General features: G+C 37.5%; 18 protein-coding genes and 3 tRNA genes (1 of these 21 cut by a window edge). 4 read left to right on the plus strand and 17 right to left on the minus strand.

The genetic code is table 11. The annotated features are described in order from the left end of the window. Positions 1-370: 370 nt before the first annotated feature. The 17 genes from flhA to cspE all read right to left on the minus strand — a co-directional run bounded on the left by flhA (position 371) and on the right by cspE (position 21,539). Entirely contained in the window at positions 371-2,461 is a 2,091-nt protein-coding gene (flhA, locus tag HMPREF3129_RS04555) for a flagellar biosynthesis protein FlhA (protein ID WP_036918562.1), read from the minus strand. Then, a complete protein-coding gene (gene flhB, locus HMPREF3129_RS04560; RefSeq protein ID WP_004243547.1) occupies positions 2,454-3,602 on the minus strand; it encodes a flagellar biosynthesis protein FlhB in 1,149 nt (382 codons plus the stop codon). The genes flhA and flhB overlap by 8 nt, the downstream gene beginning before the upstream one ends. 428 nt (positions 3,603-4,030) lie before the next feature. Continuing rightward, positions 4,031-4,687 carry a protein phosphatase CheZ gene (gene cheZ / locus HMPREF3129_RS04565; protein WP_004250768.1) on the minus strand — a complete coding sequence of 219 codons (657 nt, stop codon included), beginning with the start codon at positions 4,685-4,687 and terminating at the stop codon, positions 4,031-4,033. Positions 4,688-4,696: 9 nt separating this feature from the next. Continuing rightward, entirely contained in the window at positions 4,697-5,086 is a 390-nt protein-coding gene (gene cheY / locus HMPREF3129_RS04570) for a chemotaxis response regulator CheY (protein ID WP_004243551.1), read from the minus strand. A 59-nt stretch (positions 5,087-5,145) separates the two neighbouring features. Further along, positions 5,146-6,198: a protein-glutamate methylesterase/protein-glutamine glutaminase gene (locus HMPREF3129_RS04575; protein WP_004243552.1), complete on the minus strand. Its 1,053-nt coding sequence runs from the start codon at positions 6,196-6,198 to the stop codon at positions 5,146-5,148. Further along, positions 6,191-7,081 (minus strand): protein-glutamate O-methyltransferase CheR, encoded by an 891-nt coding sequence (cheR, locus tag HMPREF3129_RS04580; protein WP_004243555.1) that lies wholly within the window; start codon positions 7,079-7,081, stop codon positions 6,191-6,193. Before cheR ends, HMPREF3129_RS04575 begins: the two co-directional genes overlap by 8 nt. A gap of 6 nt (positions 7,082-7,087) precedes the next feature. Next, complete coding sequence (locus tag HMPREF3129_RS04585) at positions 7,088-8,734, minus strand: methyl-accepting chemotaxis protein (protein WP_004248349.1); 1,647 nt, start codon at positions 8,732-8,734, stop codon at positions 7,088-7,090. Between the two features lie 59 nt (positions 8,735-8,793). Beyond that, positions 8,794-10,500 carry a methyl-accepting chemotaxis protein gene (locus HMPREF3129_RS04590; RefSeq protein WP_012368063.1) on the minus strand — a complete coding sequence of 569 codons (1,707 nt, stop codon included), beginning with the start codon at positions 10,498-10,500 and terminating at the stop codon, positions 8,794-8,796. Between the two features lie 347 nt (positions 10,501-10,847). Then, complete coding sequence (gene cheW, locus HMPREF3129_RS04595) at positions 10,848-11,348, minus strand: chemotaxis protein CheW (protein ID WP_004243558.1); 501 nt, start codon at positions 11,346-11,348, stop codon at positions 10,848-10,850. A gap of 21 nt (positions 11,349-11,369) precedes the next feature. Then, positions 11,370-13,589, minus strand: coding sequence for a chemotaxis protein CheA (gene cheA, locus HMPREF3129_RS04600; protein WP_004248350.1), 2,220 nt, complete (start codon positions 13,587-13,589; stop codon positions 11,370-11,372). Between the two features lie 35 nt (positions 13,590-13,624). After that, complete coding sequence (gene motB / locus HMPREF3129_RS04605; RefSeq protein ID WP_004243565.1) at positions 13,625-14,674, minus strand: flagellar motor protein MotB; 1,050 nt, start codon at positions 14,672-14,674, stop codon at positions 13,625-13,627. 2 nt (positions 14,675-14,676) lie between these two features. After that, positions 14,677-15,570, minus strand: coding sequence for a flagellar motor stator protein MotA (motA, locus tag HMPREF3129_RS04610; protein ID WP_004243566.1), 894 nt, complete (start codon positions 15,568-15,570; stop codon positions 14,677-14,679). A 134-nt stretch (positions 15,571-15,704) separates the two neighbouring features. After that, positions 15,705-16,286: a flagellar transcriptional regulator FlhC gene (gene flhC / locus HMPREF3129_RS04615; RefSeq protein WP_004243567.1), complete on the minus strand. Its 582-nt coding sequence runs from the start codon at positions 16,284-16,286 to the stop codon at positions 15,705-15,707. A 2-nt stretch (positions 16,287-16,288) separates the two neighbouring features. Next, a complete protein-coding gene (gene flhD / locus HMPREF3129_RS04620) occupies positions 16,289-16,639 on the minus strand; it encodes a flagellar transcriptional regulator FlhD (RefSeq protein ID WP_004243568.1) in 351 nt (116 codons plus the stop codon). Positions 16,640-19,960: 3,321 nt separating this feature from the next. After that, positions 19,961-20,659, minus strand: a complete 699-nt coding sequence (locus HMPREF3129_RS04625; RefSeq protein ID WP_004248352.1) for an MgtC family protein — start codon at positions 20,657-20,659, stop codon at positions 19,961-19,963. 364 nt (positions 20,660-21,023) lie between these two features. After that, positions 21,024-21,218 carry a protein DsrB gene (dsrB, locus tag HMPREF3129_RS04630; protein WP_004243572.1) on the minus strand — a complete coding sequence of 65 codons (195 nt, stop codon included), beginning with the start codon at positions 21,216-21,218 and terminating at the stop codon, positions 21,024-21,026. Between the two features lie 108 nt (positions 21,219-21,326). Further along, positions 21,327-21,539, minus strand: coding sequence for a transcription antiterminator/RNA stability regulator CspE (cspE, locus tag HMPREF3129_RS04635; RefSeq protein ID WP_004243573.1), 213 nt, complete (start codon positions 21,537-21,539; stop codon positions 21,327-21,329). A 455-nt stretch (positions 21,540-21,994) separates the two neighbouring features. Between cspE and HMPREF3129_RS04640 the strand changes: the two genes are divergently transcribed. From HMPREF3129_RS04640 to HMPREF3129_RS04655, 4 genes are all read left to right on the plus strand, one after another. After that, positions 21,995-22,501, plus strand: coding sequence for a YlaC family protein (locus HMPREF3129_RS04640; RefSeq protein WP_004243574.1), 507 nt, complete (start codon positions 21,995-21,997; stop codon positions 22,499-22,501). A 165-nt stretch (positions 22,502-22,666) separates the two neighbouring features. Next, positions 22,667-22,742: transfer RNA gene (locus HMPREF3129_RS04645), tRNA-Asn, on the plus strand. A 234-nt stretch (positions 22,743-22,976) separates the two neighbouring features. Further along, a tRNA-Asn gene (locus HMPREF3129_RS04650) sits at positions 22,977-23,052 on the plus strand. Positions 23,053-23,387: 335 nt separating this feature from the next. Then, a tRNA-Ser gene (locus tag HMPREF3129_RS04655) sits at positions 23,388-23,412 on the plus strand (it continues 46 nt past the right edge of the window).

The raw sequence follows: 23,412 nt of genomic DNA on the forward strand, positions 1-23,412 counted from the left end.
CACAAGGAACAATTAATTTTAAAAAAAATCCATATAAAAAACATATAGACAAAGCATTTAAAAAACATATAAATAATATATTAACGATTAAGTATTTATATTAAAAAATACAAATAATATCTTTAAATATTAATAATAAGATATATAAACAGCCCTATTACCAAACAAGCTATTAATATTTAATTTTCTTTCTGTTATTCTATAAGCCTCTTTATCAAAATAAATCTCACCATATCCATGTTTAATATTGCTTTTATTTAAAACATATTCTATATATAGAACAATTACTTATATTCTTCTTGTTTAAACTAAAAAAAACCACTAAATGATGATTTAGTGGTTTTAGTAGACTTTTATCAATGGTTAATGATTAATTATTTTGCCCACCAATCATTGATGTCATACGAATATGACGACCTTCGCTAATTTCCATATTTGATAATACCGCTAACTGTGGCAAGCTACGGCGTAAAAAGCGTGATAACAGCGAACGTAGTGCATGGTTAACCAAGAGTACTGGCACGCCCCCTGACATCTCTTGACGGCGTACCGCATCTAAGGCTTGTTGTTCAATGTTTTCAGCAAGGCCAGGCTCTAATCCCCCCCCGCTTTGCATCGCTTGTAATAATAGACGCTCTAGTCCCGCATCTAATCCGATAACTTGTATCTCTTCTTTATCACCAAACCAGTGTTGTGTTATCGCCCTGCGTAATGCCACACGAACTACCGCCGTTAATTCTGCCGGATCTTTTTGCTCAGGTGCATGCTCTGCAAGTGCTTCTAATATGGTTCTCATATCGCGAATAGGCACTTGCTCAGCCAACAGGTTTTGCAATACTTTATGTAACACCGTTAATGACAGCATATCGGGGATCATATTTTCCGTCATTTTCGGTAGTTCTTTGCTTACCCTATCAAATAGCATTTGCGCTTCTTGGCGACCAAATAACTCTGATGCGTATTGGTTAAGTACATGATTAAAATGTGTTGCAATCACTGTACTTGCCGCCACAACCGTATAGCCTTGTACTTGTGCTTGCTCTCTTAAACTGTCATCAATCCATACTGCTGGTAAACCAAATGCCGGCTCTTGAGTGTTATCACCTTCTAGCGTTCCGACTGCATTACCGGGGTTTATGGCCAACCAACGCCCAGGATGAGCTTCGCCATGGCCGATTTCTACCCCTTTCATTAAAATGCGGTAGGAGGAAGGTTTTACTTCCATATTATCGCGAATATGTACAACAGGAGGTAAATACCCCATTTCTTGTGCAAACTTTTTGCGAATACCACTAATTCGACCTAACAATTCACCATTTTGGCGATTGTCGACCATGGGAATAAGACGATAACCCACTTCCATTGACAGCGGATCTTCTAATTGCACATCTTCCCAAGAGGCTTCAACAACCCGATTTTGTTTTTCAACTTGTTCCAACTCTTTTTGTTGTTGCATTTGAGGACTGCTATGGCGTTTTAAGATATACCATCCTAATCCTGCTAATGCTGCCGTAAAGAAGAGGAAAACAAAGTTTGGCATACCTGGTACTAACCCCAGCAATCCTAAAACACCCGCAGTTAGCATCAGTACACGAGGGTTATCAAAGAGTTGCGTCACCATTTGTTGACCGACGTCTTCATCGGTTGCAACGCGAGTAACAATAACACCCGCCGCTGTTGATATAATCAGTGCTGGTATTTGTGCCACCAGCCCATCACCGATGGTTAATAAGGTATAAGTGCTTGCCGCATCGTTAAGTGCCATATTATGTTGTGCAACACCGACCACTAAACCACCAACGACGTTTATTACCAAGATCATTAAGCCGGCAATCGCATCCCCTCGGACGAATTTACTTGCACCATCCATAGATCCATAAAAGTCAGACTCAAGCGAGACTTCTTTACGACGTTTTTTAGCTTCTTCTTCGTTGATGATCCCAGCATTTAAATCAGCATCGATAGCCATCTGCTTACCCGGCATCCCATCTAATACAAAGCGTGCGCCTACTTCAGCAATACGCCCTGCACCTTTGGTGATAACCATAAAGTTAATCAGAATAAGAATGATAAAGACAACGATACCGATAGCAAAATTGCCACCTACGAGGAAATGACCAAAAGCTTCAACAACACGCCCTGCAGCCGCTGAACCTGTATGTCCTTCCATCAAGATAATACGTGTTGATGCAACGTTAAGCGATAAGCGTAACAATGTAGTGAACAGAAGTATTGTAGGAAAGGCAGCAAAGTCCAATGTGCGCCTAGTAAACATGGCCACTAATAGCACCATGATAGAAAGGGCAATGTTAAAGGTAAACAATAAGTCCAATAGAAAAGGTGGCAATGGCAGTACCATCATTGACAGTATAAGCAAAATAAGTACTGGCCCTGCCAGTATCTGCCACTGAGAACTTTTCCAATTTCCCGGCAAGCGGAGTAATGAGGCCAAATTAGCCATGACGATTATCTTCTCCAGCAAAGTCCAGTGCGGGAGGCACTGGCAAGTTCATAGGTTGTTTAGGTTTTAAACCACCTTCGGTTTTCCATCGTCTCAGTTGATAGACCCAAGCTAAAACTTCTGCAACAGCGGCATAGAGTGTTGCAGGAATAGCCTGTCCTATCTCACTGTGACGATATAACGCCCTAGCAAGCGGCGGCGCTTCTAGAAGCGGAATTCGATGTTCAGCACCAATTTCTTTAATTTTTAAGGCAATGGCGCCCGCCCCTTTAGCAAGTACTTTCGGGGCAACCATTTTGTCGTTATATTGCAAAGCAACCGCGTAATGCGTTGGGTTAGTGACAATGACATCTGCTTTTGGCACATCTGCCATCATTCGTCGACGCGACATCTCGTGTTGTTGTTGGCGAATACGCGCCTTTAATTGCGGATCACCCTCTTGTTGTTTAAATTCATCTTTAATTTCTTGGCGTGTCATGCGTAACTTTTTCAAATGGCTACGAATTTGAAAAATAATATCGAATGCCACCATCGGGATAAGCATAAAAACCGCAATATAGACCGCAAAAATAAGCAGTTGCATCGCATTAGCTAAAGCACTTAAAGGAGGAAGCGTGATCAAATGAAGAATATCGTTCCAGTTGTGCCATAAGAAAACCGTTGCGGCTAAGCCGACAAAGAGTGATTTTAAAATCGCTTTAAATAATTCAGCTAACGCATTCATTGAAAAAATACGTTTTAAGCCAGAAATAGGGTTCCATTTTTTCGGATCAAACTTGATAGATTTGCTACTAAAATTAATCCCCCCCAATACGGCTGAACCACCAATTGCCACTAAGACCAGGCCTAGAAACACTGGCGATAACGCAAATACAGCCTGTTTCATTAAACTGGCAAAACGGGGGATCAATAAATTCTCGTTGCCGATTATGTGGTGATTAAAAGTAAAACCTTCCGTTAGCATGGCATAAAGCTCACGAGTGATAAAACGCCCACTCATCCACAGTAGACTGACGCCCCCTAAAATCATTAATACGGACGAAAGCTCTTTGGAACGAACAATTTGCCCATCCTTTTTCGCTTTTTCCCGTTTATGGGGTGTGGGTTCTTCTGTCTTTTCGAGATCGCTATCTTCAGCCACAGTCTGTCCGATTTAGATAATTAGATTAAAGCCTGAATGAAATGTCTCTTAGCATGACAAATTCAGAAGAAATTGATGGGTTGAACAATCGCAAATTTACGGGGCTTTTTGGGCTATGAAGGTATAAACAGCAAAAAAGTGTGCTACTTACACATCACCTTTGAAACAACATATTTATTTGGTGCAAATATGGAGGGTTTATCGCAAGAATAATTCTGTGGCGAATATAAGGTAAAAGCGTGTATTTCTCACCATCAAACAAAAGCCGCTTAGATAAAGCGGCTTACATTTTCTTCAATAGCCTGCGCTATTAACCTGTTTTTTGGTTGTTTTTTATCCATAAAATAGAACATCCTCAAAGAGCAGAGATAGAGCGAATGCCTCCTGCAAGCCAGTTATGTCCTTATCGCCCTAAACTCACCAATAGATTAGAAACCTAAACTTTCCAGTAAATCATCAACCTGATCTTGATTCTTAATCACACCAGCATTGTTTTTATTGACTTGTGGGCCATTTAATAATGAATCACTCTCTTTTTTCGCATTGGATTTTTCAAGTTGCTCTGGTGGCAGATTTTCCATTAATACCATAACAAGTTGTTTTTCAATTTCTTGAACCACACTCATCATACGTTTAATCACTTGGCCTGTTAAATCTTGGAAATCTTGCGCCATCATAATTTCAAGTAATTGGCTATTTGTAAAAGCCGCACTTTCAGGGATATCCCGCAAATAATTGCGGGTATCCGTTACAAGAGAGCGTACATCTTTGAGATCTTCTGGATGCTCAAACCATTGATCCCAGCGTTCAGTTAACTTAGTTGCATGACTACTTAACTCATCCTGTTTTGGTTGCGCAGCTTCCACACAATTTAATGTACGCTCAGCTGCCTGAGCGGTCATTTGAGCAACATAGTCCAATCTTTCCCTTGCATCAGGAATGGCTTCTGCTGCTTCTGCTATTGCTTTATCCAATCCTAATTCTCGCAAACTGTCGCGTAACATACGCGTCAATTGTCCGATCCGACTGATAATATCTGACGTTATTTCGACATTATCTTTCGGCATAATTGGATCCCCACTCATTGCGACTCCTTAGATGCCCAGTTTTTCAAAAATTTTATTGAGTTTTTCTTCAAGAATGGCTGCAGTAAAAGGTTTAACAACATATCCACTTGCTCCTGATTGCGCAGCAGCAATAATATTTTCTTTTTTCGCTTCGGCGGTCACCATCAGAACGGGAAGCGTTGCAAGCCCTGCGTCACTACGAATATTCTTCAGCAACTCTAACCCATCCATATTGGGCATATTCCAATCGGTGATAACAAAATCATATGCCGAACTCTGTAACTTGGCTAACGCGTCAGCACCATCTTCTGCTTCTTCTACGTTCATAAATCCTAACTCCTTTAGTAAATTACGAACGATGCGGCGCATTGTTGAAAAATCATCAACCACTAAAAATCTCAGATCCTTACTTGCCATTGAAAACTCCTTCAAAATATATTGGCAAATTACTGTGTTGCTGTTTAAACTGAACTTAATCAGATACGCAATGATTGTGTTGTGCTGATTTTCATCAGCACGGCTTTACTCATTGAGCTTATACTTTTTACCTCATCTACGGCTCCCAATTCGACCGCGGAACGAGGCATCCCAAAGACGACGCAACTTGCTTCATCTTGTGCAAATGTGTAGCTACCTGCACGACGCATTGCTAATAAACCTGTAGCACCATCACTGCCCATCCCTGTTAAAATGACACCAATAGCATTACGTCCCGCATATTTAGCAACCGAATTAAATAGCACATCAACAGAAGGTCGATGCCGATTTACCGCAGGATCTTTATTTATATGGATCTGGTAATTAGCACCATTACGACGAAGCTCCATATGATAATCACCCGGTGCGATGTAGGCGTGTCCAGGTAAAACCCGTTCTCCATCTTCAGCTTCTTTCACACTGATTTGGCATAAACGGTTTAACCGCTCTGCAAATGAATGAGTAAACCCCGCCGGCATATGTTGGGTTATTAATACTGCAGGGCTGGTAATAGGTAATGGCTCTAAAAAATGACGAATGGCCTCCGTGCCCCCTGTTGAAGCACCAACAGCGATTAACTTTTCACTCGAAATCATGGGAGTAAATGATAACGACTTAGACGGTAATGTTTTCGTTTCATGACGACTAATTCTTGCCTGAGCCGCTGCTCGGATTTTTTCTGCAATAAGTTCACTGTAGGCCAACATTCCTTCACGTAGACCTAACTGAGGTTTAGTGACAAAATCAACCGCCCCCAGTTCTAATGCTTTTAATGTCACTTCTGAACCTTTGGCTGTGAGTGATGAAACCATCACCACTGGCATAGGGCGTAAGCGCATTAATTTTTCCAAAAAATCAATACCATCCATGCGTGGCATTTCAACATCTAACGTCAATACCTGTGGATTAAACTTTTTTATTAAGTCACGAGCGACTATCGGATCTGGCGCACAATCAACGACCTCCATATCATGGTGACTATTAATTATTTCTCGCATGATCTGGCGCATTAACGCCGAATCATCAACACAGAGTACCGTTATTTTATTCATAACCTCTCCTTGCTGGTGTCAGCCCGTAAACCGTATGCCCCTGCAAGTAAAAATCCTTGCTTAGTTGGCTCACATTTTCAGAATGCCCTACAAACAACATTCCATCGGGTTTAAGCAATGGTATAAATCGATGAAGTAAGCTTTGCTGTGTCGTTTTATCAAAATAAATCATGACATTACGACAAAAAATCGCATCAAATGGCCCTTCTAATTTCCACTGCTTGTCGAGTAAATTCAAATACTGAAAAGTGACCATTTCACTTACTTGTGGTCTAATTTTCACGTATCCGGCAAAATCACCAACACCTTTGAGAAAATATTTTTTCAAATATTCTTCGTTTAACGTTTTTAACTCTTCCAGTCGATAAACACCTTTACGGGCTTTTTCCAACACATTAGTGTCGATATCGCTGGCAATAATTTTTGTTTTATAGGGGTTATCCCCAAAAACATCGCGCAAAGTCATCGCTATTGAATAAGGCTCTTCTCCAGTAGATGCGGCAGCACACCATACTCGGTAAACTCCTCCTGCCCTGTTTTTGGCGTGTTTAGCCAAAATAGGAAAGTGATGTGCTTCCCTAAAAAATGCAGTTAAGTTTGTGGTTAACGCATTAATAAACTCTTGCCATTCAGGGTTGCATACATCACTTTTTAGAAACGCAAGATAGTCACCAAAGTTATTCATCCGTAATTCACGTAACCTCCTCGTGAGACGGTTATAAACCATTTCCCGTTTGTTGTTAGTCAGCACAATACCTGCTTTTTGATAAATTAATTGGCAGATTGATTGAAACTGATCATCGGACAACATAAACCGTTCAGAAAAAAAATCTAACGGTTGAGCAGCGATATCTGGCAATTCTTCAGTAACATTACGTTTCATTATTTTTTAATGGGTCTTTTTAAAAAATGATTTTTTATCTGCTTTCTTCAACCCATTACCTTCTAAGGAGTGAGAAGATCCGTCTTCATCCGTGTCAGGCAATTCGAATGCCGATACAGCATTAACCAGGTTGTTAGCCTGATCTTCTAATGCTGTGGCAGCAGATGCTGATTGCTCCACCAAAGCAGCGTTTTGTTGTGTCACCTGATCCATCTGACTAACAGCATCAGCAACTTGGTGAATACCTCTACTTTGTTCGTCTGAAGCCGAGGCAATTTCGGCCATTAACTCAGTGACTTTATTTACAGATGTGACAAGCTCCTCCATCGTTTGCCCCGCATCATTTACTAATCGAGATCCCTGAGAGACTCGAGACACAGACTCGTCAATAAGTGTTTTAATTTCTTTAGCCGCTTCAGCACTACGCTGAGCAAGATTACGCACCTCTCCTGCAACAACTGAGAAACCGCGTCCTTGTTCACCCGCTCGCGCCGCTTCTACCGCAGCATTAAGCGCTAAGATATTGGTTTGAAAGGCAATACCATCAATGACACTAATAATAGCGCCTATCTTTTGAGAACTTTGAGTAATAGCATCCATCATTTCGACCACACTGTGAGTAATTTCACCGCCTCGTAGTGCAGTTTCAGATGCAGATTCCGCCAACTTACTCGCTTGTAACGCGTTATCCGCATTTTGTTTAACTGTCGCCGTTAATTGCTCCATACTCGCAGCCGTCTCTTCCAAAGAAGCAGCTTGTTGTTCTGTGCGCGAGGATAAATCGGTATTACCTTTGGAAATTTCTTGAATACCCGAATACATCGCCTGACTGTTATCACGAACAATACGAATAGAGCGCGCCAACTCGCCACGCATCTCACGTAACCGTCTAAAAATGTCACCTATTTCGTCATCAGTAAAAACCAGAATTTCACGATTTAATTTGCCTGTTGCGACATCATTAAAGTAACGGCTTAAACTTGCGAAAGGTTTAATAATATTAAAACTTAACCAGCGATGAGAGGCGATTGACACCACAATTACCATGGTGATTGCGCCAATAAACATTAAAATAGCGATGGTATAAAAATGATGTCCTTGTTCAATCGAATCAGCCACTTCGTGTTGAACGTAATTCATATAGGTATTAAATGAATTTTCCATTGCAGTTTGATAGCGTTCCGTTGGTTGATCTAAAAACCCTTGAAAATCGCCTTTTTTTAACATGCCATGTAATTCAATTAGTGCACTATAAAGAACGTGATAATCATTTTTTACGGTATTAAAAATCTCTTTTTCTTCTTGTGGAATAACCTCTTGATTAATATCTGTAAGGAAATTTTGAAAATGAGTATTTGCTGTTTCCAAACGTGATAATGCGATTGATTCAATAGATTGGATATAATCTGTTGACTGTTCAGTTTTCATTCCTATCGCAACGCGGTTTATTGCATTACGTGCTTGTACTAAAGATACCCAACTTAATCCTAATTCATCTCGCTTAGCAGTATCTAAATCAATTCGAGTGATCTGATTGTTGTTTAAATGAATAATTCCCAGAGAGATCCCACTGGAAATAACTTGCATCACACAAAACATCATCAGTAATAAATAGAGACTGGTGGATATCTTTAATTTACGAAACCTAAACATGCCTTCACCTCGTTATAAGCGGTAGCAAATCACTACCGCTTGTCAGCCACTTGTTGTTGTTAGAAAGTTTCCCAGTTAGCGGGATCTTCAACACTGCTGCTCTTTTTCTTTTCTGAGGTTCCTGGTTTTATAAGTGGAGCAGCGGCTTGTACTACAGGGGGTGCATCCAATTCCTTTTTCTCTAATGCTTTTTCTTCCTGACCCGGTAATTTGAAGATGGAAACTAAGCGGGTTAATGCAACTGCTTGATCTTCAAGACCCGCAGCAGCGGCGGCAGATTGTTCTACTAAAGAGGCATTTTGCTGAGTAACACGATCCATTTCAGAAACCGCAAGACCCACTTGTGAAATTCCTCGACTTTGTTCATCCGATGCCGAGGCAATTTCCCCCATAATATCGGTAACACGTGTCACAGATTCGACAATACGAGTCATGGTTTCCCCTGCACTTTCAACTAATACCGATCCGGTTTCAGTGCGACTAACAGAGTCTTCAATCAACGTTTTTATTTCTTTAGCAGCTTCTGCACTTCTCTGTGCAAGATTACGGACTTCGCCGGCAACTACCGCAAATCCGCGACCATGCTCACCGGCTCTCGCAGCTTCAACAGCCGCATTCAACGCCAAAATATTGGTTTGAAATGCGATACCATCAATCACTGCTGTAATATCGGTGATTTTTTGAGAACTTCCGGCTATGTCGTGCATCGTTTGCACCACATTAGCCACAACTTTTCCACCTTGGCGGGCAATATCTGAGGCATCATTGGCAAGGTTACTTGCTTGGCGTGCGTTATCAGCATTTTGTTTTACTGTCGCCGTTAACTGCTCCATACTCGCAGCAGTCTCTTCTAATGAAGCAACTTGCTCCTCAGTACGTGAGGATAAATCATTATTACCTGCGGCAATTTCACTGGTGCTGTTATAGATATTCTCAGTACTTTGATAAACACCACGAACAGTATGTATAAGCTCTTGTTGCATGTGCTTTAAGCCACTTGCTAATAAGCTCATTTCATTACGTCCATGCACCTCGATATCGGGACGTAGATCCCCTTCAGAAAATGCTTTAATATTTAATAACAATGAATTAAGTGGTCGAATTAATGCATTGCGTAGTGCAAACCAACAAATGATGAGTGCTGTAACAACAATAATGGCTAATATCACCATCGTGATAATAGAACGCTGATGAGAAGCTTCTAATGCACTATTTAATTGATTATTAAACTTCTCATTACGCATAACATAAGCAAGATACTCTTTATAAAAACCATCTTGATAAGAAGTCGTTGGTTGTTCGAAAAAATCTTTTAAGTTTTTATCTTGCAGTAAAATTTCTAACTGATTTAATGCAGAAAAATACTCAATAAAACGCCCTTTTAAATTGCGTATTTCTTCTTCTGAATGAATTTGATAAGCATTTATATGCTGTTCAAACTCTTTAAATTTATCATCGGCCCGAGACATATTTTTACGTGCCAGACCAGTTAAATATTCTACAGACAACGAGCTATCAACATTCAGATCTTTATCCTGTAACAGATAGCTTATAGCTGCACGATTGATATTGTTACGCGCTTGCAATAAGTTTGCCCAGCTTTCATCTAAACGTTCACGCTGTTTTTGTATTGTGAGAGTTTTATCCAGATCTTGTCTTGTTTCACTGAGATTTGAGTAAAAAACACCCCCGGAGATAAACTGCAAAACACCAAACAACAGAAGAATGGATAACAACCCAGTCACTATTTTCATTCGGCTAAACATGAGTTTCCCTTTTTATAATAGATGGTATGACCAAGTTATCGGCAGACTTAAGAGAAACTTTATAGGTTTTATCCTATATAGATACTATTTTCTATTTACAATAAATAAATTAAATATCAATAAGTTATATTTTAAATTCTCATTTTAAAAACCTGCTAGGCATAATGCACATTCATTTTTTAGTTAATACATTTAAAAAAAATAACTTAACTAAAATTAAAAGTACTCTTTCTGATTTAATTTCACTTAATTAATATTAAAGCCCCAAGAAATAACAAATAATTGAAAAAACTATTCCGGCAAGATAGCCGGAACAGTATTAAAGAATAAGATTAATAGGCTAAACTTTATTTAGCCATAATTGTTGCGCTATCAACTAATTCCATTTCTTCGCTATTGAGTAATTTTTCAATATCAACCAGAATTAACATTCTTTCATCTAAAGTACCCAATCCTGTTAAATATTCTGTTGACATTGTTACCGCAAATTCAGGAGCAGGACAGATTTGTTCAGGTTTTAAGGTTAATACATCAGAAACACCATCAACAACAATGCCGACAATACGGTTGAGTAAATTAACCACGATCACCACTGTGTTGTCATTATAGGTAACATTTTCTTGTGAAAACTTAATTCGTAGATCAACGATAGGTACAATAACCCCCCGTAAATTGGTCACACCTTTAATAAAACTAGGTGCATTCGCAATACGAGTGACTTGGTCATAGCCCCGAATTTCTTGTACTTTTAGAATATCAATGCCATATTCTTCGTTGCCCAACGTAAAAATTAGAAATCCTTGTCCAACAGTTTCACCGGATAATTTCTCGAAATGTTCCGCAGCCATAATCTTATTTTATCCTCACTATTAAATAACTGTATGCGCAGTTGTATTCTTTTTCTTTTCTGTCATTTGAGAATGACTTAAACGTTGTAATTCTGGAACATCAAGAATTAAAGCAACACTACCATCGCCCATGATTGTGGCAGCAGAAATACCCGGTACTTTTCGGTAATTGCTTTCTATATTTTTAACAACCACTTGATGTTGACCAACTAACTTATCGACCAATAAAGCATAACGGCGCCCTGCACTTTGTACGATAACCGCAATCGCTTGAGTAATATCGGTTTGCGCACCTTCAATATTAAAAGTACGGTGTAATTCAATAAGCGGTAAATATTCACCTCTTACTTGCAATAATTTTTCATCTCCTGCTAAAGGATAAATATCTTCCTCTTCAGGTTGTAATGAGCTAACCACTGTTCCTAATGGTAAAATAAATACTTCATCATTCACTTTTACTGACATGCCATCTAAAATGGCCAATGTGAGTGGCAGCAAGATGCGAATGCGTGTGCCTTTTCCAACTTCAAAACTAATTTGAATTTGCCCACCCATTTCTTGGATATTTCGTTTTACAACATCCATACCCACACCACGTCCAGAAACATCGGTGACAACCTCAGCGGTAGAGAAACCTGGCGCAAATATCAACATCGCAACTTCTTCATTGCTCATATTTTCAGAAACAGCTAAGCCCGATGATATCGCCTTTTTCAAAATACGCTCACGATTTAATCCAGCACCATCATCTGTCACTTCAATACAAATATTGCCACCTTGATGCTCTGCTGAAAGCGTTAATTGACCCGCCTCTGGTTTGCCCGCGGCAATGCGATCGGCAGGCATTTCAATACCATGATCAAGACTATTACGGACTAAGTGAGTTAAAGGATCGATGATTTTCTCAATTAAACTTTTATCAAGTTCAGTTGAACTACCAATCATATTTAACTCAACTTTTTTATGCATTTTGCCAGCTAAATCACGAACGACCCGCGGAAAACGACTAAAAACATATTCCATCGGCATCATACGGATAGACATCACTGACTCTTGCAGATCACGAGAGTTACGCTGTAGCTGTGCAATACAACTGAGTAGATCACTATGAATAGATGGCTCAAGCGTGTCACTATGTTGCGCTAACATAGACTGAGTGATCACCAATTCCCCGACCAAGTTAATCAGTTGGTCCACCTTTTCAACCGCAACGCGAATACTGGTTGATTCCGTTTTGGCCTGAGCAACAACAGGTTTTCGCGCAGGCGCTGGTGTCGCAGTTGGTGGCAAGGTTGTGGCAACTTTAGTCACTTCATCTGCTTGACTATTTTTATTCAACTCAGCAACGTTTTTTTCTATCGTAGCTGGCTGCTCTGTTTGAGCAGCAGGCTGGATACTTTCTGTCACAGATGAGGGTGAGTGTTCGGCTTGCTCTTGCGTTTTATCTGTAGACTTTACCTTTTCCTCAGTAGCAGCAACGTTAGCAAAGGAAATCTGTTCTGGTTCAATCACAAAACATAATACCGCACTGATATCTTCTTGAGTTGCTGTGGTTTTTAATACCGCTTCCAACCCATGGTGCTGTTTTTCAACCTGACTGACTTCACCCAGATGCTTTAATTCATCTAGCATTAAATCAATATCGGTTTCTTTTAAATCAGATAAAATAATATGATGCTGATAAAGACCGTCAGTATTTGGTGTATTAGCCGTTGCTAGTGGTTGATTTTCTTTACTAAGCTCATCGTCAGTATGATGTACTGCAGAAACAGGAGTGATGTTCTCCGTTGGGGCATTACTTTCAGCTAAAGATACTGAGTCATTCCCCTCACCTAATTGAGTTGATTGTTCCTCTTTGACTTCTAGAGCTAACTGACGCAACTTCTCACAAATATAGTTAAATGTTTCCTCGTCTGGCTCTTGTGAGTTTTTATGTGCATCCAATTGCTGTTGCATAATATCTTTCGCTTCCAGAAACAGGTTAATAATGTCATCGGTAAGTACCATTTCATGGCGTCTTGCACTATCGAGCAAGTTTTCCAGCACATGAGTGGTCTGCTGAAGTTTAACGAAGCCAAATGTTGCGGCTCCTCCTTTTATGGAGTGCGCACTACGAAAAATAGCATTTAACTGCTCTTGATCTGGATTTTGCGGATCAAGTAACAGTAAATGCTGTTCCATATCAGCTAACAACTCATCTGCTTCATCAAAAAATGTTTGATAAAACTCGGTAATATCCATCGTTACTCATTCACCTTTACGCGATTACATACAAACTAAGGAGTTGTTTCCTGTTTTGTCGTAATATTTGTCGATTGTGATGGCAAACTTTCCCCAGAAACTCCTGTTTCAACATTTTCCTTTTTTGATTCGGGAAGCTTAGATGTAGAAGAAGACACAGACGAATTCGTCTGTGTATTTTCTCCGTTTTCTTGTGGGGTTTCTTGCCCTGAAAGCAGAGGTTTAATTTCTGATGCCTCTTTTATTGCTGGTGCAACCCGCTCATTTTCATGTACGATTTTCTTTTCTTCCTGCTTAGTTAAAACTAATATACTGATCCTTCTATTCGCCGGAGCAAAACCATCCTCTTTTACTAAGTGAACAGTTGATGCCATACCTACAACCCGTAGTACTTTCCATTCTGCAAGCCCTGCACCAATAAGTTCTCGACGAGATGCATTGGCTCGATCCGTTGATAACTCCCAGTTACTGTATTTGAGTGCACCACTCGCATAAGGAATATCATCGGTATGACCTGATAAACTGATTTTATAAGGCGAGTCATTTAGTATTGGCGCTATCGCAGTTAAAATATCTTTCATATAAGGTTCAACAGTGGCACTGCCAACTTTAAACATTGGCCGGCTTTCTTTATCTATAATTTGGATACGTAAGCCTTCGTCCATCATGTCAATTAATAAATGAGGTTTTAAATCTTTTAAGCGAGGATCTTGTAAAATAACTTGCTCTAAATTCTCTTTCAGTTTACGGAATTGCTGTTTTTCATTGAGCTGTTTATCTTCGACACCTTTTGGCAGTACATCACCTTCGTTATACACAGGATCACGTCCTCCCCCTGGTATCGGGTTTGTCACGTCTCCACTAACGCGGCCTTTTTCAATGGCAACTTTTAGAGGTGTGCGAAAATATTCAGCAACACGAGTTAACTCTTGAGGACTAGCGATAGAAAGTAACCACATCACCAGAAAGAAAGCCATCATGGCAGTCATAAAGTCAGCGTAAGCTATCTTCCACGCACCATGTTGTGCGTTGTGCTGTTTTTTCCCTCGCTTTTTAACTCTGATTATCTGTGAATTACTTTTCATAATTACTCTTCTTTCATTGCATCAGGATTTGCCTGCATCGGTGTCCGTACCTGACGTACATGTTCTTCCAATTCAATAAATGAAGGTCTGTCTGCCAGAAAGAGGGTCTTACGACCAAACTCAACCGCTATCTGTGGTGCATATCCATTCATGCTAGATAACAGGGTGGTCTTGATGCACTCCATCATTTTCATTTGTTGACTAGAGCGTTGTCTGATACGAGAGGCTAATGGTGAAACAAAGCCATAAGCTAATAAAATACCTAAGAAAGTACCTACCATTGCGTGACCAATAAGTGCCCCCATTTCCCCAGCAGGTCTATCGGCAGCACCTAGCGCATTAACCACCCCCATAACCGCGGCCACAATACCAAATGCGGGTAATGAATCGCCCATCGTAGAGAGCCCCGCCGCAGGTACTTCACTTTCTTCTTCAAAAGTGGCAATTTCTTCGTCCATTAGTGCTTCAATTTCATAAGGATTCATATTCCCCGTCACCATCAAACGCATATAATCAGTAATAAAACTGAGCATATAAACGTCTTTCATAATGCGAGGGTATTGGGAAAAAATGTCACTTTGTTGTGGATTTTCAATATCTCTCTCTAATGCCAACATGCCGTTTTGGCGCGCTTTAGACAGCAAACGAAACATTAATGCCATTAGATCCATATACATCGCTTTATTGTAGTTAGTGTTACGAAGTAATTTCGGTAGGATTTTTACCGTTGATACGATCGCACGACCATTATTACCTACAACAAAAGCACCGATACCGGCACCAAAAATAATTAAAAATTCAGCGGGTTGATATAATGCGCCTAGATGTCCACCTACGAGGGTAAACCCTCCGAGGACAGCACAAATCACCACGATATATCCTAAGAGTACTAACACGCGATATCCCTTTAGCTAATTTCGTTATAGAGAGAATGGCGAACATAACCGCAAGGAGATAGGAGGGGAAGAGGAAACAACTCAGGTTATAGAGTCTTTAATCTATAACCTGATATTTAACTTTCAATCTCGAATCACATTGCAAACTGTTCAAGACCATCCAACAGTTGTAAGTTAATATCGGCAGGATTGGCGGAAAGTTTACGTTTTTTTATTGCCCGAGATGGAGGCTGACAAAGACTACAAACATAATTACTTGCAGGCTGATGTGCGTGTGTAATAAATGAACCATTACATTTGGTACATACAGAAAGTTGTAACATACCACTTTCAACAAAACGAACTAATGTCCATGCTCGTGTTAGTGCTAAAATAGGTTCTTGATCTTTAACAGGTGGACATTGTTCTAAATATAAACGATAGGCTTTTACAACAGCTTCAACACCTACACTCCCCCCGCTTTTTAATAAAAAGCGGTAAGCATTATAAAACATTGAAGAATGGATATTTTGTTCCCATGTCATAAACCAATCTGTTGAAAAAGGTAGCATACCTTTAGGAGGAGGGCTTCCTCTTAATTCTTTGTATAATTTAATTAAACGCCCTCGACTTAATTGCGTTTCGCTTTCAAGCATTTGTAAGCGAGCACCTAAGGTGATTAATTCCATTGCTAGACGAATATCTTTCGCCTCTCGGACGATACTTTTCTCACTCATTGTTATGCCCGTTTCTTTGTAGCAGAGGTATCATGTTCCGATAGTTGACGGAACAAGTTAGAAGAAAGAAGGATACCAGTATGAATTTGTTGCAAATCATCCACTCTGGATTCTTTAGTGAGTTGTTCTATTGTTTCGCTGTCTTCAAACCGGAAATTACAGATTAGTTGGTTTGTTTCAGCCAACTTAACCAATTGAGGCAATGTTAGCTCTTTTAGTGCATCAGCCATAGAATCGCTGATACCCAGTCTAAACATTGCGGAAGCCTTTTCTTGGTTAATTAACCTCTGCGCCAAAAGCAAATACGATAAATTTATGTCATAAATATGCTTAAGCAATTCAACCGTACTCATCTCTTTACATCCCGTCCGATTATATTGAACAAAGAGGATCTTGTTTAAAGTAAGATCCCGAGGAAATTAATATAAATGTATATTGAATTTCCAGGCCCCATTTTATGAATATGACTCGTAGTAACACTACCTTGTATTACTTGATTACGATCATTTCAAAAAGTAGCGAGAAAAACATTTAAATTAAAAAGGATTTTAAATGCTCGCCAATATATCACGTTAAGAATAATCCTAACGAGATAACTTTACTCCTTAATGATTAAGTTATTCAACGGATAAAGTAGTCTAATTTAAATACTATGTGAGTTACATCACAAAAAGATAATCATTATTATGGAATTAGTTCATTAACTATTCAAGTAATATTAGTAATAAAACTTGCTGAGAATTAATAAGCGAATCTACCCAAATTAAAATATTAATGATAATTTTTTATTTTATACGATCTATTAAACTTATAAACCTAAAAATACAGCATAAAAAATTGACAAATCTAAAATTGAAGTTTTTTTCGATCACAGTAACATATATTGCCATAGCTCCTCCTCATCTTTGTCTGAACAAAGCACTTGTGTTTAATAAATATTTCTATAGATATAGTTTTTTTAGTCATTTACCGAAAACACCATAAATGATCACTTTTTATTTACAATTGGCATAAAAAACAACCAATCATAATTAATTTGAGTTATCTAATTTTATAAATTAATTAAATAAAAAAAATTACACTTAAAATTCATAAAGATAAAACATAACACTCTTACATTAGCAGGATAAGTTATACAAAATTAAATTCCTAGTTATGCATCTTACCTTATAAATTATTGAATATTTATTTCTATCACATAAAAGTTTTATTAATAAATAATTAAAAATTACTAATCAATAACTAAAAGTGTAAAATAATAAAGCTATATAACTCTTCATACGTGTTTCACTGAACAAAGATTAATCAATATAAAAAAACATGACAATACAGGTAAGATTTATTTATGGTTTTTACGTAACAGTCAAATTACTTACCAAGTTTTTTTAGAAAAACAAATATAAATCCATAGGAGAAAAAACCTCATTTAAAAATATAAAGTAATAATAATAACTTTATTTACCCAATTAAATTCGATAAAAAAAATATATAATATTTGACTTATACTTAATATAAACAAAAATAATTTATTTTTTATATTTCAGCCATTACATTTATATAAAAAAATAAAAACACATATAAATAAAAAAAACAGGCTATTATTTAAATAACATAGTATCAATAAGTAAAAAAAACAGATTGATTTTATTAAAATAATAAATAATTAATTTATTATAAATAATCAGTGTGATTTTTTTATTTCTTATCCGTTATTCTGATAAAAATAGGCTACAAATGAAATAACTATTTCATTTTCAGCAAAAAAGTTTTACCGATCTCTTCTTTCAAAATGATTGAGACATAGAAAATTTAGAATGGAAATTCCAACTTACTCATTTGCAATTTGATCAATCCCTATCCTGCTTTAACGCTCACCACCTAAATATTAACATTTGTATAAATCATTTATCCAATGTCAATATTAACAACTATTTTTGATCAAAATAACCTCTTATTGCCTACTCAATCATCATCATTAATAAACTGTAAAATAGCAAATGTTACTTTTTTTATATATGACAGATAAGATAGCTTAATTTACGACCAAAAATAATACGTTTTTTATTTTTATTTGTCTTTTTTTTAAGCATGTTTTCCGATGGTTTGAGAAGAGTAGCCTTAGCCATTTCTTAGCGCTAATCAGCTAATATCAATGCTTAACAAAAGAGAAGATGGGTTCTTCTAAGAAAGGTATTGATAAAAAGACTGCTTTTTTAAACAAAAAAGCAAACTTATTTTTATCATTTTTATTTATTGTGATATTGATTATCATCAACATTACTCAAATAAAGAGTAGAATTGGTAGGAAATAACTTTTTGACAGACAACACACAATAAGTAGATTGATATAACAAATTTATTCAAAATAGTTATTTATCACTATTTTTTATCATAAAAACAAATAACCTCAGTTACGCAACTCATTACTCAACGATCTCATTTTTATGTAACAAATAAGATAAAAATATTGTTAGCCATCTTTCTGTCACCATCAACTATAATTATTTACGTAACAACGCCCAATAACATGAGCAATAGTTTAGAAGTCGATTAGCCTTTTATCGACCATGTTCTTTTTGATTCTCGCTAACCTTTAGTATTTTCTTTTCCCCGTACTTTTACTTAATCTTTTTAATCATTTTTGTATCATGATATAATACGAAAAATAAGCCTCTAATTATTTCTAATAGAAATTACAATGGTGCATTTATTTCGTTATTCGATGATTTTTTTCTTCTATAAGTCAGACTCATCTTCTTGATAAAGATATAAATAATGTAATATTGAAATAGATATTTTATACAATAAATAGATTAGTATGTTTTTTCAACCAGTATAATAAGATTACTTATTGGTAGCATTTCCCCTACAGCTTGTTTACAAAAAAGAATTTATATCCTAATGATATGTATCAACAATCAACACTTCCCCCCATTCATCAGCTTTACTGTAGCCCCCTGCTGTGTCATCTACACAACTTTTCTCCTCCCCTGACTTGCTTTAAGTGCACTTTTATCAAAAATATTTCTCAAAAAGCAGTAGGTTAACGATCGTCAAATAAAGAATAATGATAAATAATTCATCGAATATATTGAAATTGTTTGAGAATATCATCGAGTGATATGTACGACACCAAAGTTTTCAATAGAGGCATGTAAGTAAATGCATCTTGTCTTAAGCCCTTTAGTAACGATTTTGTGTGCTAGGACAATTAATAGACTCATCAAATGGGTTTTTAGTAGGAAAGCCTACCCGCCTACTCGGCTTAACATAATTTTAAAATGCGTTTTTTGATTTAAAATAAGTTTCCATTGATAAATGGTTTTTTATTATAGATAACTTTATTCTTTCATCTAAACAAAGATTGATGATACATGTTATCGATCTTATTCAGCTATAAACATAGTTTCACAATGAATAATTACACATATGAAATAGGTTACCTTTAACCACCAGTATTAATACTTAGTTAATTTTCTATTATTTATAATGCTAAACTGTATTAAATAGCGTTTAAAATAAGCTAAATTCCCTCGTTTTCAGTTATTGTTTTATATTCTACTTTTGTTGATATTATCCCCACTATTCTTATAAAACACATTAACAAGCTCTATTGCTGTGGGGATAACCTCTATTTATACTCACAAAGTATTATATTTTATATCCATAAAGTATTAAGCAGGATGCTCAGAAGCAATTTTCCAATTAATTGCACTGACACTTTTTTCTAAACTTATCCTGCAAACAATGGCTTCTATCTCTTTTTGCTCAGCTGGGGTAGCCAACACTTCAGCACAAACTTCTAATTGACTAGGCATTGGTGTATCTGCGCTACTTAATGATTGCAATCTCACGTGTAAACCGTTTATGGCTTGCAAAATAAGTGTTCTTACCAAAACTTCATCGTGGGTATCACAAACAATACGAATAGAATAGCGTTGTTCAATATCTGTCGCTTGATATTGCGGTTGGGCATTTATTCGTTGAGCCGCTTCCCGTAATAGAATATTGGCACAAAGAATAAGCAATGTCGCTACGGTAGCAAGTGGATAGAGTCCAAGTCCACATAACACACCAATGCCCGCAGAGCACCAAAGTGTCGCCGCGGTATTAAGACCTCGAATATTCATTCCTTCGCGCATAATCACCCCTGCGCCTAAAAAACCAATACCAGAAACCACTTGTGCAGCAATCCGTCCTGGGCTATCGGGTGAAGTTTCAATGGAGCTTAAGATAAATACCGCAGCACCGGTCGCCACTAAAGCATTGGTGCGAAGTCCTGCCATTCTTTGACGCCATTGTCTTTCGGCACCAATCAAAGCACCAAGACACATTGCAACAACCAAATTTAAGATATAAGGAGTCATAGCCATTTTAATTTCCTCCATAAACAATGGCTAAAAAAACACGCCGTTATACGGCTAATGAAGTAATACAACAACGGATCTTTGGCTACAGCAATCTAGGAGGAGGAAACAAGGAGAAAAAAACATAGCACATAAAATCACCTCTTAGTAATAAGAGCATCTCAAGGTTAGTGCGATTCTATGTAAAACGAGGTTCAAGAAGTGCACTGCCCACCGGTAGGTAAGCAGTTTTAGCGGAGAAAACGGCTTACCAATTTATTTTTTGCATTAATTTACTACTTTGCGTATCCATCTGTTTTCTCTTCGTCAAAATTTGGCTGGTAGTATAAATAGGCCATTGCACAATGTAAATGAACGCTTCCTAAACCAATCATTTTTGTTGTACTGGTCGAACAAAAGTGCCTTCACCACCTTCTTTTTCATTAAAAAACCAAATACCATTCGGATATTCAGGCAGTGAAACCAAGTACATAATGCCTTCATTAAATTCTTCAATCAGTAAAATGGTTCCTTGACGATCTTCACAGCCATCCGTTTTTACTACAACATGATCATTAACGTTCATTTTTACTCCTGATAAAAATTCTCATTATCTTCTTTTTATTTTACCCATAAAGAAAAAGCCTGCCACCAGAAGGTGACAGGCTTGAAGAAAATTTTTAAAAGGCTTTTATTACAGAGCTGTTACGTTAGCAGCTGCTGGACCTTTTGCACCGTTTTCAATTGTGAATTCTACGTTCTGACCTTCAGCCAGAGTTTTGAAACCGTTACCTTGAATGGCAGAAAAGTGAACGAATACGTCTTTGCTTCCGTCTGCTGGAGTAATAAAACCAAAGCCTTTAGACTCGTTGAACCACTTAACTTGACCTTTCATTTTGTCAGACATGTGACTTTCCTATATATCAATAAAACGTTGCCTTCTCGGCATCTACTGGCCTGAACTACCTATAACTTATGGGCACACATGAAGAAAACGGTCAAAAAGCGATGCTGTTTAAAACTCATTAACTTAGAATGTCAATCATAAATCAGGTCTGTATTTAGGCCTTACTCATTAACGCATGAGACAGGGTTAATAGCAATAGTTTTATGCATTGAAAGATTAAAAAAATGCAAATTGCACATAAAAAATACAAATTCGCCTCTATTTTTGTCACTGTGTATAAAATTTATTTGATATTTTATAGCAATTATTAACAGCAAGTAGGAATAGTCTTAAGAGACTAACAATAACAGTTAAGCGTCGAATTTAAAAAAACTGTTCTATCTGCTGATCCTGTCTCCATGATAATCTATTCTTAAGAAACAAATTTGCAACATTCATCTTTTAAGGTATTTACAATGAATGTATTAAAAGACATTTTAGAGCGTGATTTAGCACGTATTAATGCCGCAGAAAAGCGTGATGGCAAACCACACTTTAATAGCCAATTTTTAAAAAATCATATTTGGCTTTGCGTCAGTATGGTGTTGTCATATTTATTACTGGCCGCTTTGCTTATTTACTCTCCTTACTTTGGGGTCATTTCGCTGACTCTTTTCACTTTGATGTTTATTGTGATGGCAGGAATACTGCTATTTGATATCAAACCTATTTATAAGTTTGATGATATCGGCGTTCTTGACCTTAGAGTTTGCTATAACGGTGAATGGTATACTTTTGAAAAATTATCTGATGAAGCGATTAATGAGATACGCCAGCACCCGGCTATCCCAGCGCAAATAAAAGAAGACATCAATGACATTATACGCACAAAACAAGAGATACACTTTTATGACGTGTATTTAATCGCATTCGATCCCATCACCAAACCGATTTCGTCAGAAAAATTATCACCCCAAGTCTAATACTATGAGAAATTCTCCGTGTTATTGCACACAACACGGAGAACCTTAACCATTTTTTAGCCATATTGTCCATAAACCAATCAAACAGTTAATTAATCTATTTTTTAACGTTGACACCCTGATATATCATCGCTATTATGCGCCTCGTTCTCAAGAGAACACAATTCCTCCATAGTTCAGTCGGTAGAACGGCGGACTGTTAATCCGTATGTCACTGGTTCGAGTCCAGTTGGAGGAGCCAAATTTAAAAGAGCCCGCTTTATGCGGGCTTTTTGCTTTTCTAAATAAACTAGTCCCTACTAGCCTTTCATGCTCATCAGCGATATCTATATATAACTATTTATTTTTTATACTTTTTTATCAAAAAAACAACAAAACGGTGCACTCTTGAGCAAACAAACATTTTTTTTGTTTTTTTGCTTTACAAGGGAAAAGAGGATAGCTATTATTCGCCTCGTTCTCACGAGAACACGCTTCCTCCATAGTTCAGTCGGTAGAACGGCGGACTGTTAATCCGTATGTCACTGGTTCGAGTCCAGTTGGAGGAGCCAAATTTAGAAAAGCCCGCTTTATGCGGGCTTTTTGCTTTTTTAATGCCCATTATTTCTTTTCTTATTTATCACTTTTATTCATTGTCTAATTTTAAGACACTGCTGCAAAATGATCTTTAAGTGACTCTTTTTTTACTTATGATATGGCAGAATGTGGCTTTTTAGGGCGGTAAGAATATCAACACAGTATATATACTGTGCCCAAATAGGTATAATTTTAGATAAAACACACAAATCAGTTATTTTTTAACCACTTAAGCTATTATTTTATTTTTTTTACTTTACAACTGCCCTCTCTCTCGCTATTATTCACCTCGTTCTCAAGGGAACACAATTCCTCCATAGTTCAGTCGGTAGAAC

Origin of the sequence: Proteus sp. HMSC14B05 (genome assembly GCF_001808035.1) — a bacterium.
GTDB classification, from domain to species: Bacteria; Pseudomonadota; Gammaproteobacteria; order Enterobacterales; family Enterobacteriaceae; genus Proteus; species Proteus mirabilis.

What these genes read in the sequence shown, in the direction of transcription:
- flhA (WP_036918562.1), bottom strand. Translation starts at nt 2,461, where the DNA reads ATGGCTAATTTGGCCTCATTACTCCGCTTGCCGGGAAATTGGAAAAGT.
- cheZ (WP_004250768.1), bottom strand. Translation starts at nt 4,687, where the DNA reads ATGAGTGGGGATCCAATTATGCCGAAAGATAATGTCGAAATAACGTCA.
- cheY (WP_004243551.1), bottom strand. Translation starts at nt 5,086, where the DNA reads ATGGCAAGTAAGGATCTGAGATTTTTAGTGGTTGATGATTTTTCAACA.
- HMPREF3129_RS04575 (WP_004243552.1), bottom strand. Translation starts at nt 6,198, where the DNA reads ATGAATAAAATAACGGTACTCTGTGTTGATGATTCGGCGTTAATGCGC.
- cheR (WP_004243555.1), bottom strand. Translation starts at nt 7,081, where the DNA reads ATGAAACGTAATGTTACTGAAGAATTGCCAGATATCGCTGCTCAACCG.
- HMPREF3129_RS04585 (WP_004248349.1), bottom strand. Translation starts at nt 8,734, where the DNA reads ATGTTTAGGTTTCGTAAATTAAAGATATCCACCAGTCTCTATTTATTA.
- HMPREF3129_RS04590 (WP_012368063.1), bottom strand. Translation starts at nt 10,500, where the DNA reads ATGTTTAGCCGAATGAAAATAGTGACTGGGTTGTTATCCATTCTTCTG.
- cheW (WP_004243558.1), bottom strand. Translation starts at nt 11,348, where the DNA reads ATGGCTGCGGAACATTTCGAGAAATTATCCGGTGAAACTGTTGGACAA.
- cheA (WP_004248350.1), bottom strand. Translation starts at nt 13,589, where the DNA reads ATGGATATTACCGAGTTTTATCAAACATTTTTTGATGAAGCAGATGAG.
- motB (WP_004243565.1), bottom strand. Translation starts at nt 14,674, where the DNA reads ATGAAAAGTAATTCACAGATAATCAGAGTTAAAAAGCGAGGGAAAAAA.
- flhC (WP_004243567.1), bottom strand. Translation starts at nt 16,286, where the DNA reads ATGAGTGAGAAAAGTATCGTCCGAGAGGCGAAAGATATTCGTCTAGCA.
- flhD (WP_004243568.1), bottom strand. Translation starts at nt 16,639, where the DNA reads ATGAGTACGGTTGAATTGCTTAAGCATATTTATGACATAAATTTATCG.
- HMPREF3129_RS04625 (WP_004248352.1), bottom strand. Translation starts at nt 20,659, where the DNA reads ATGGCTATGACTCCTTATATCTTAAATTTGGTTGTTGCAATGTGTCTT.
- dsrB (WP_004243572.1), bottom strand. Translation starts at nt 21,218, where the DNA reads ATGAACGTTAATGATCATGTTGTAGTAAAAACGGATGGCTGTGAAGAT.
- cspE (WP_004243573.1), bottom strand. Translation starts at nt 21,539, where the DNA reads ATGTCTGACAAAATGAAAGGTCAAGTTAAGTGGTTCAACGAGTCTAAA.
- HMPREF3129_RS04640 (WP_004243574.1), top strand. Translation starts at nt 21,995, where the DNA reads ATGAATGTATTAAAAGACATTTTAGAGCGTGATTTAGCACGTATTAAT.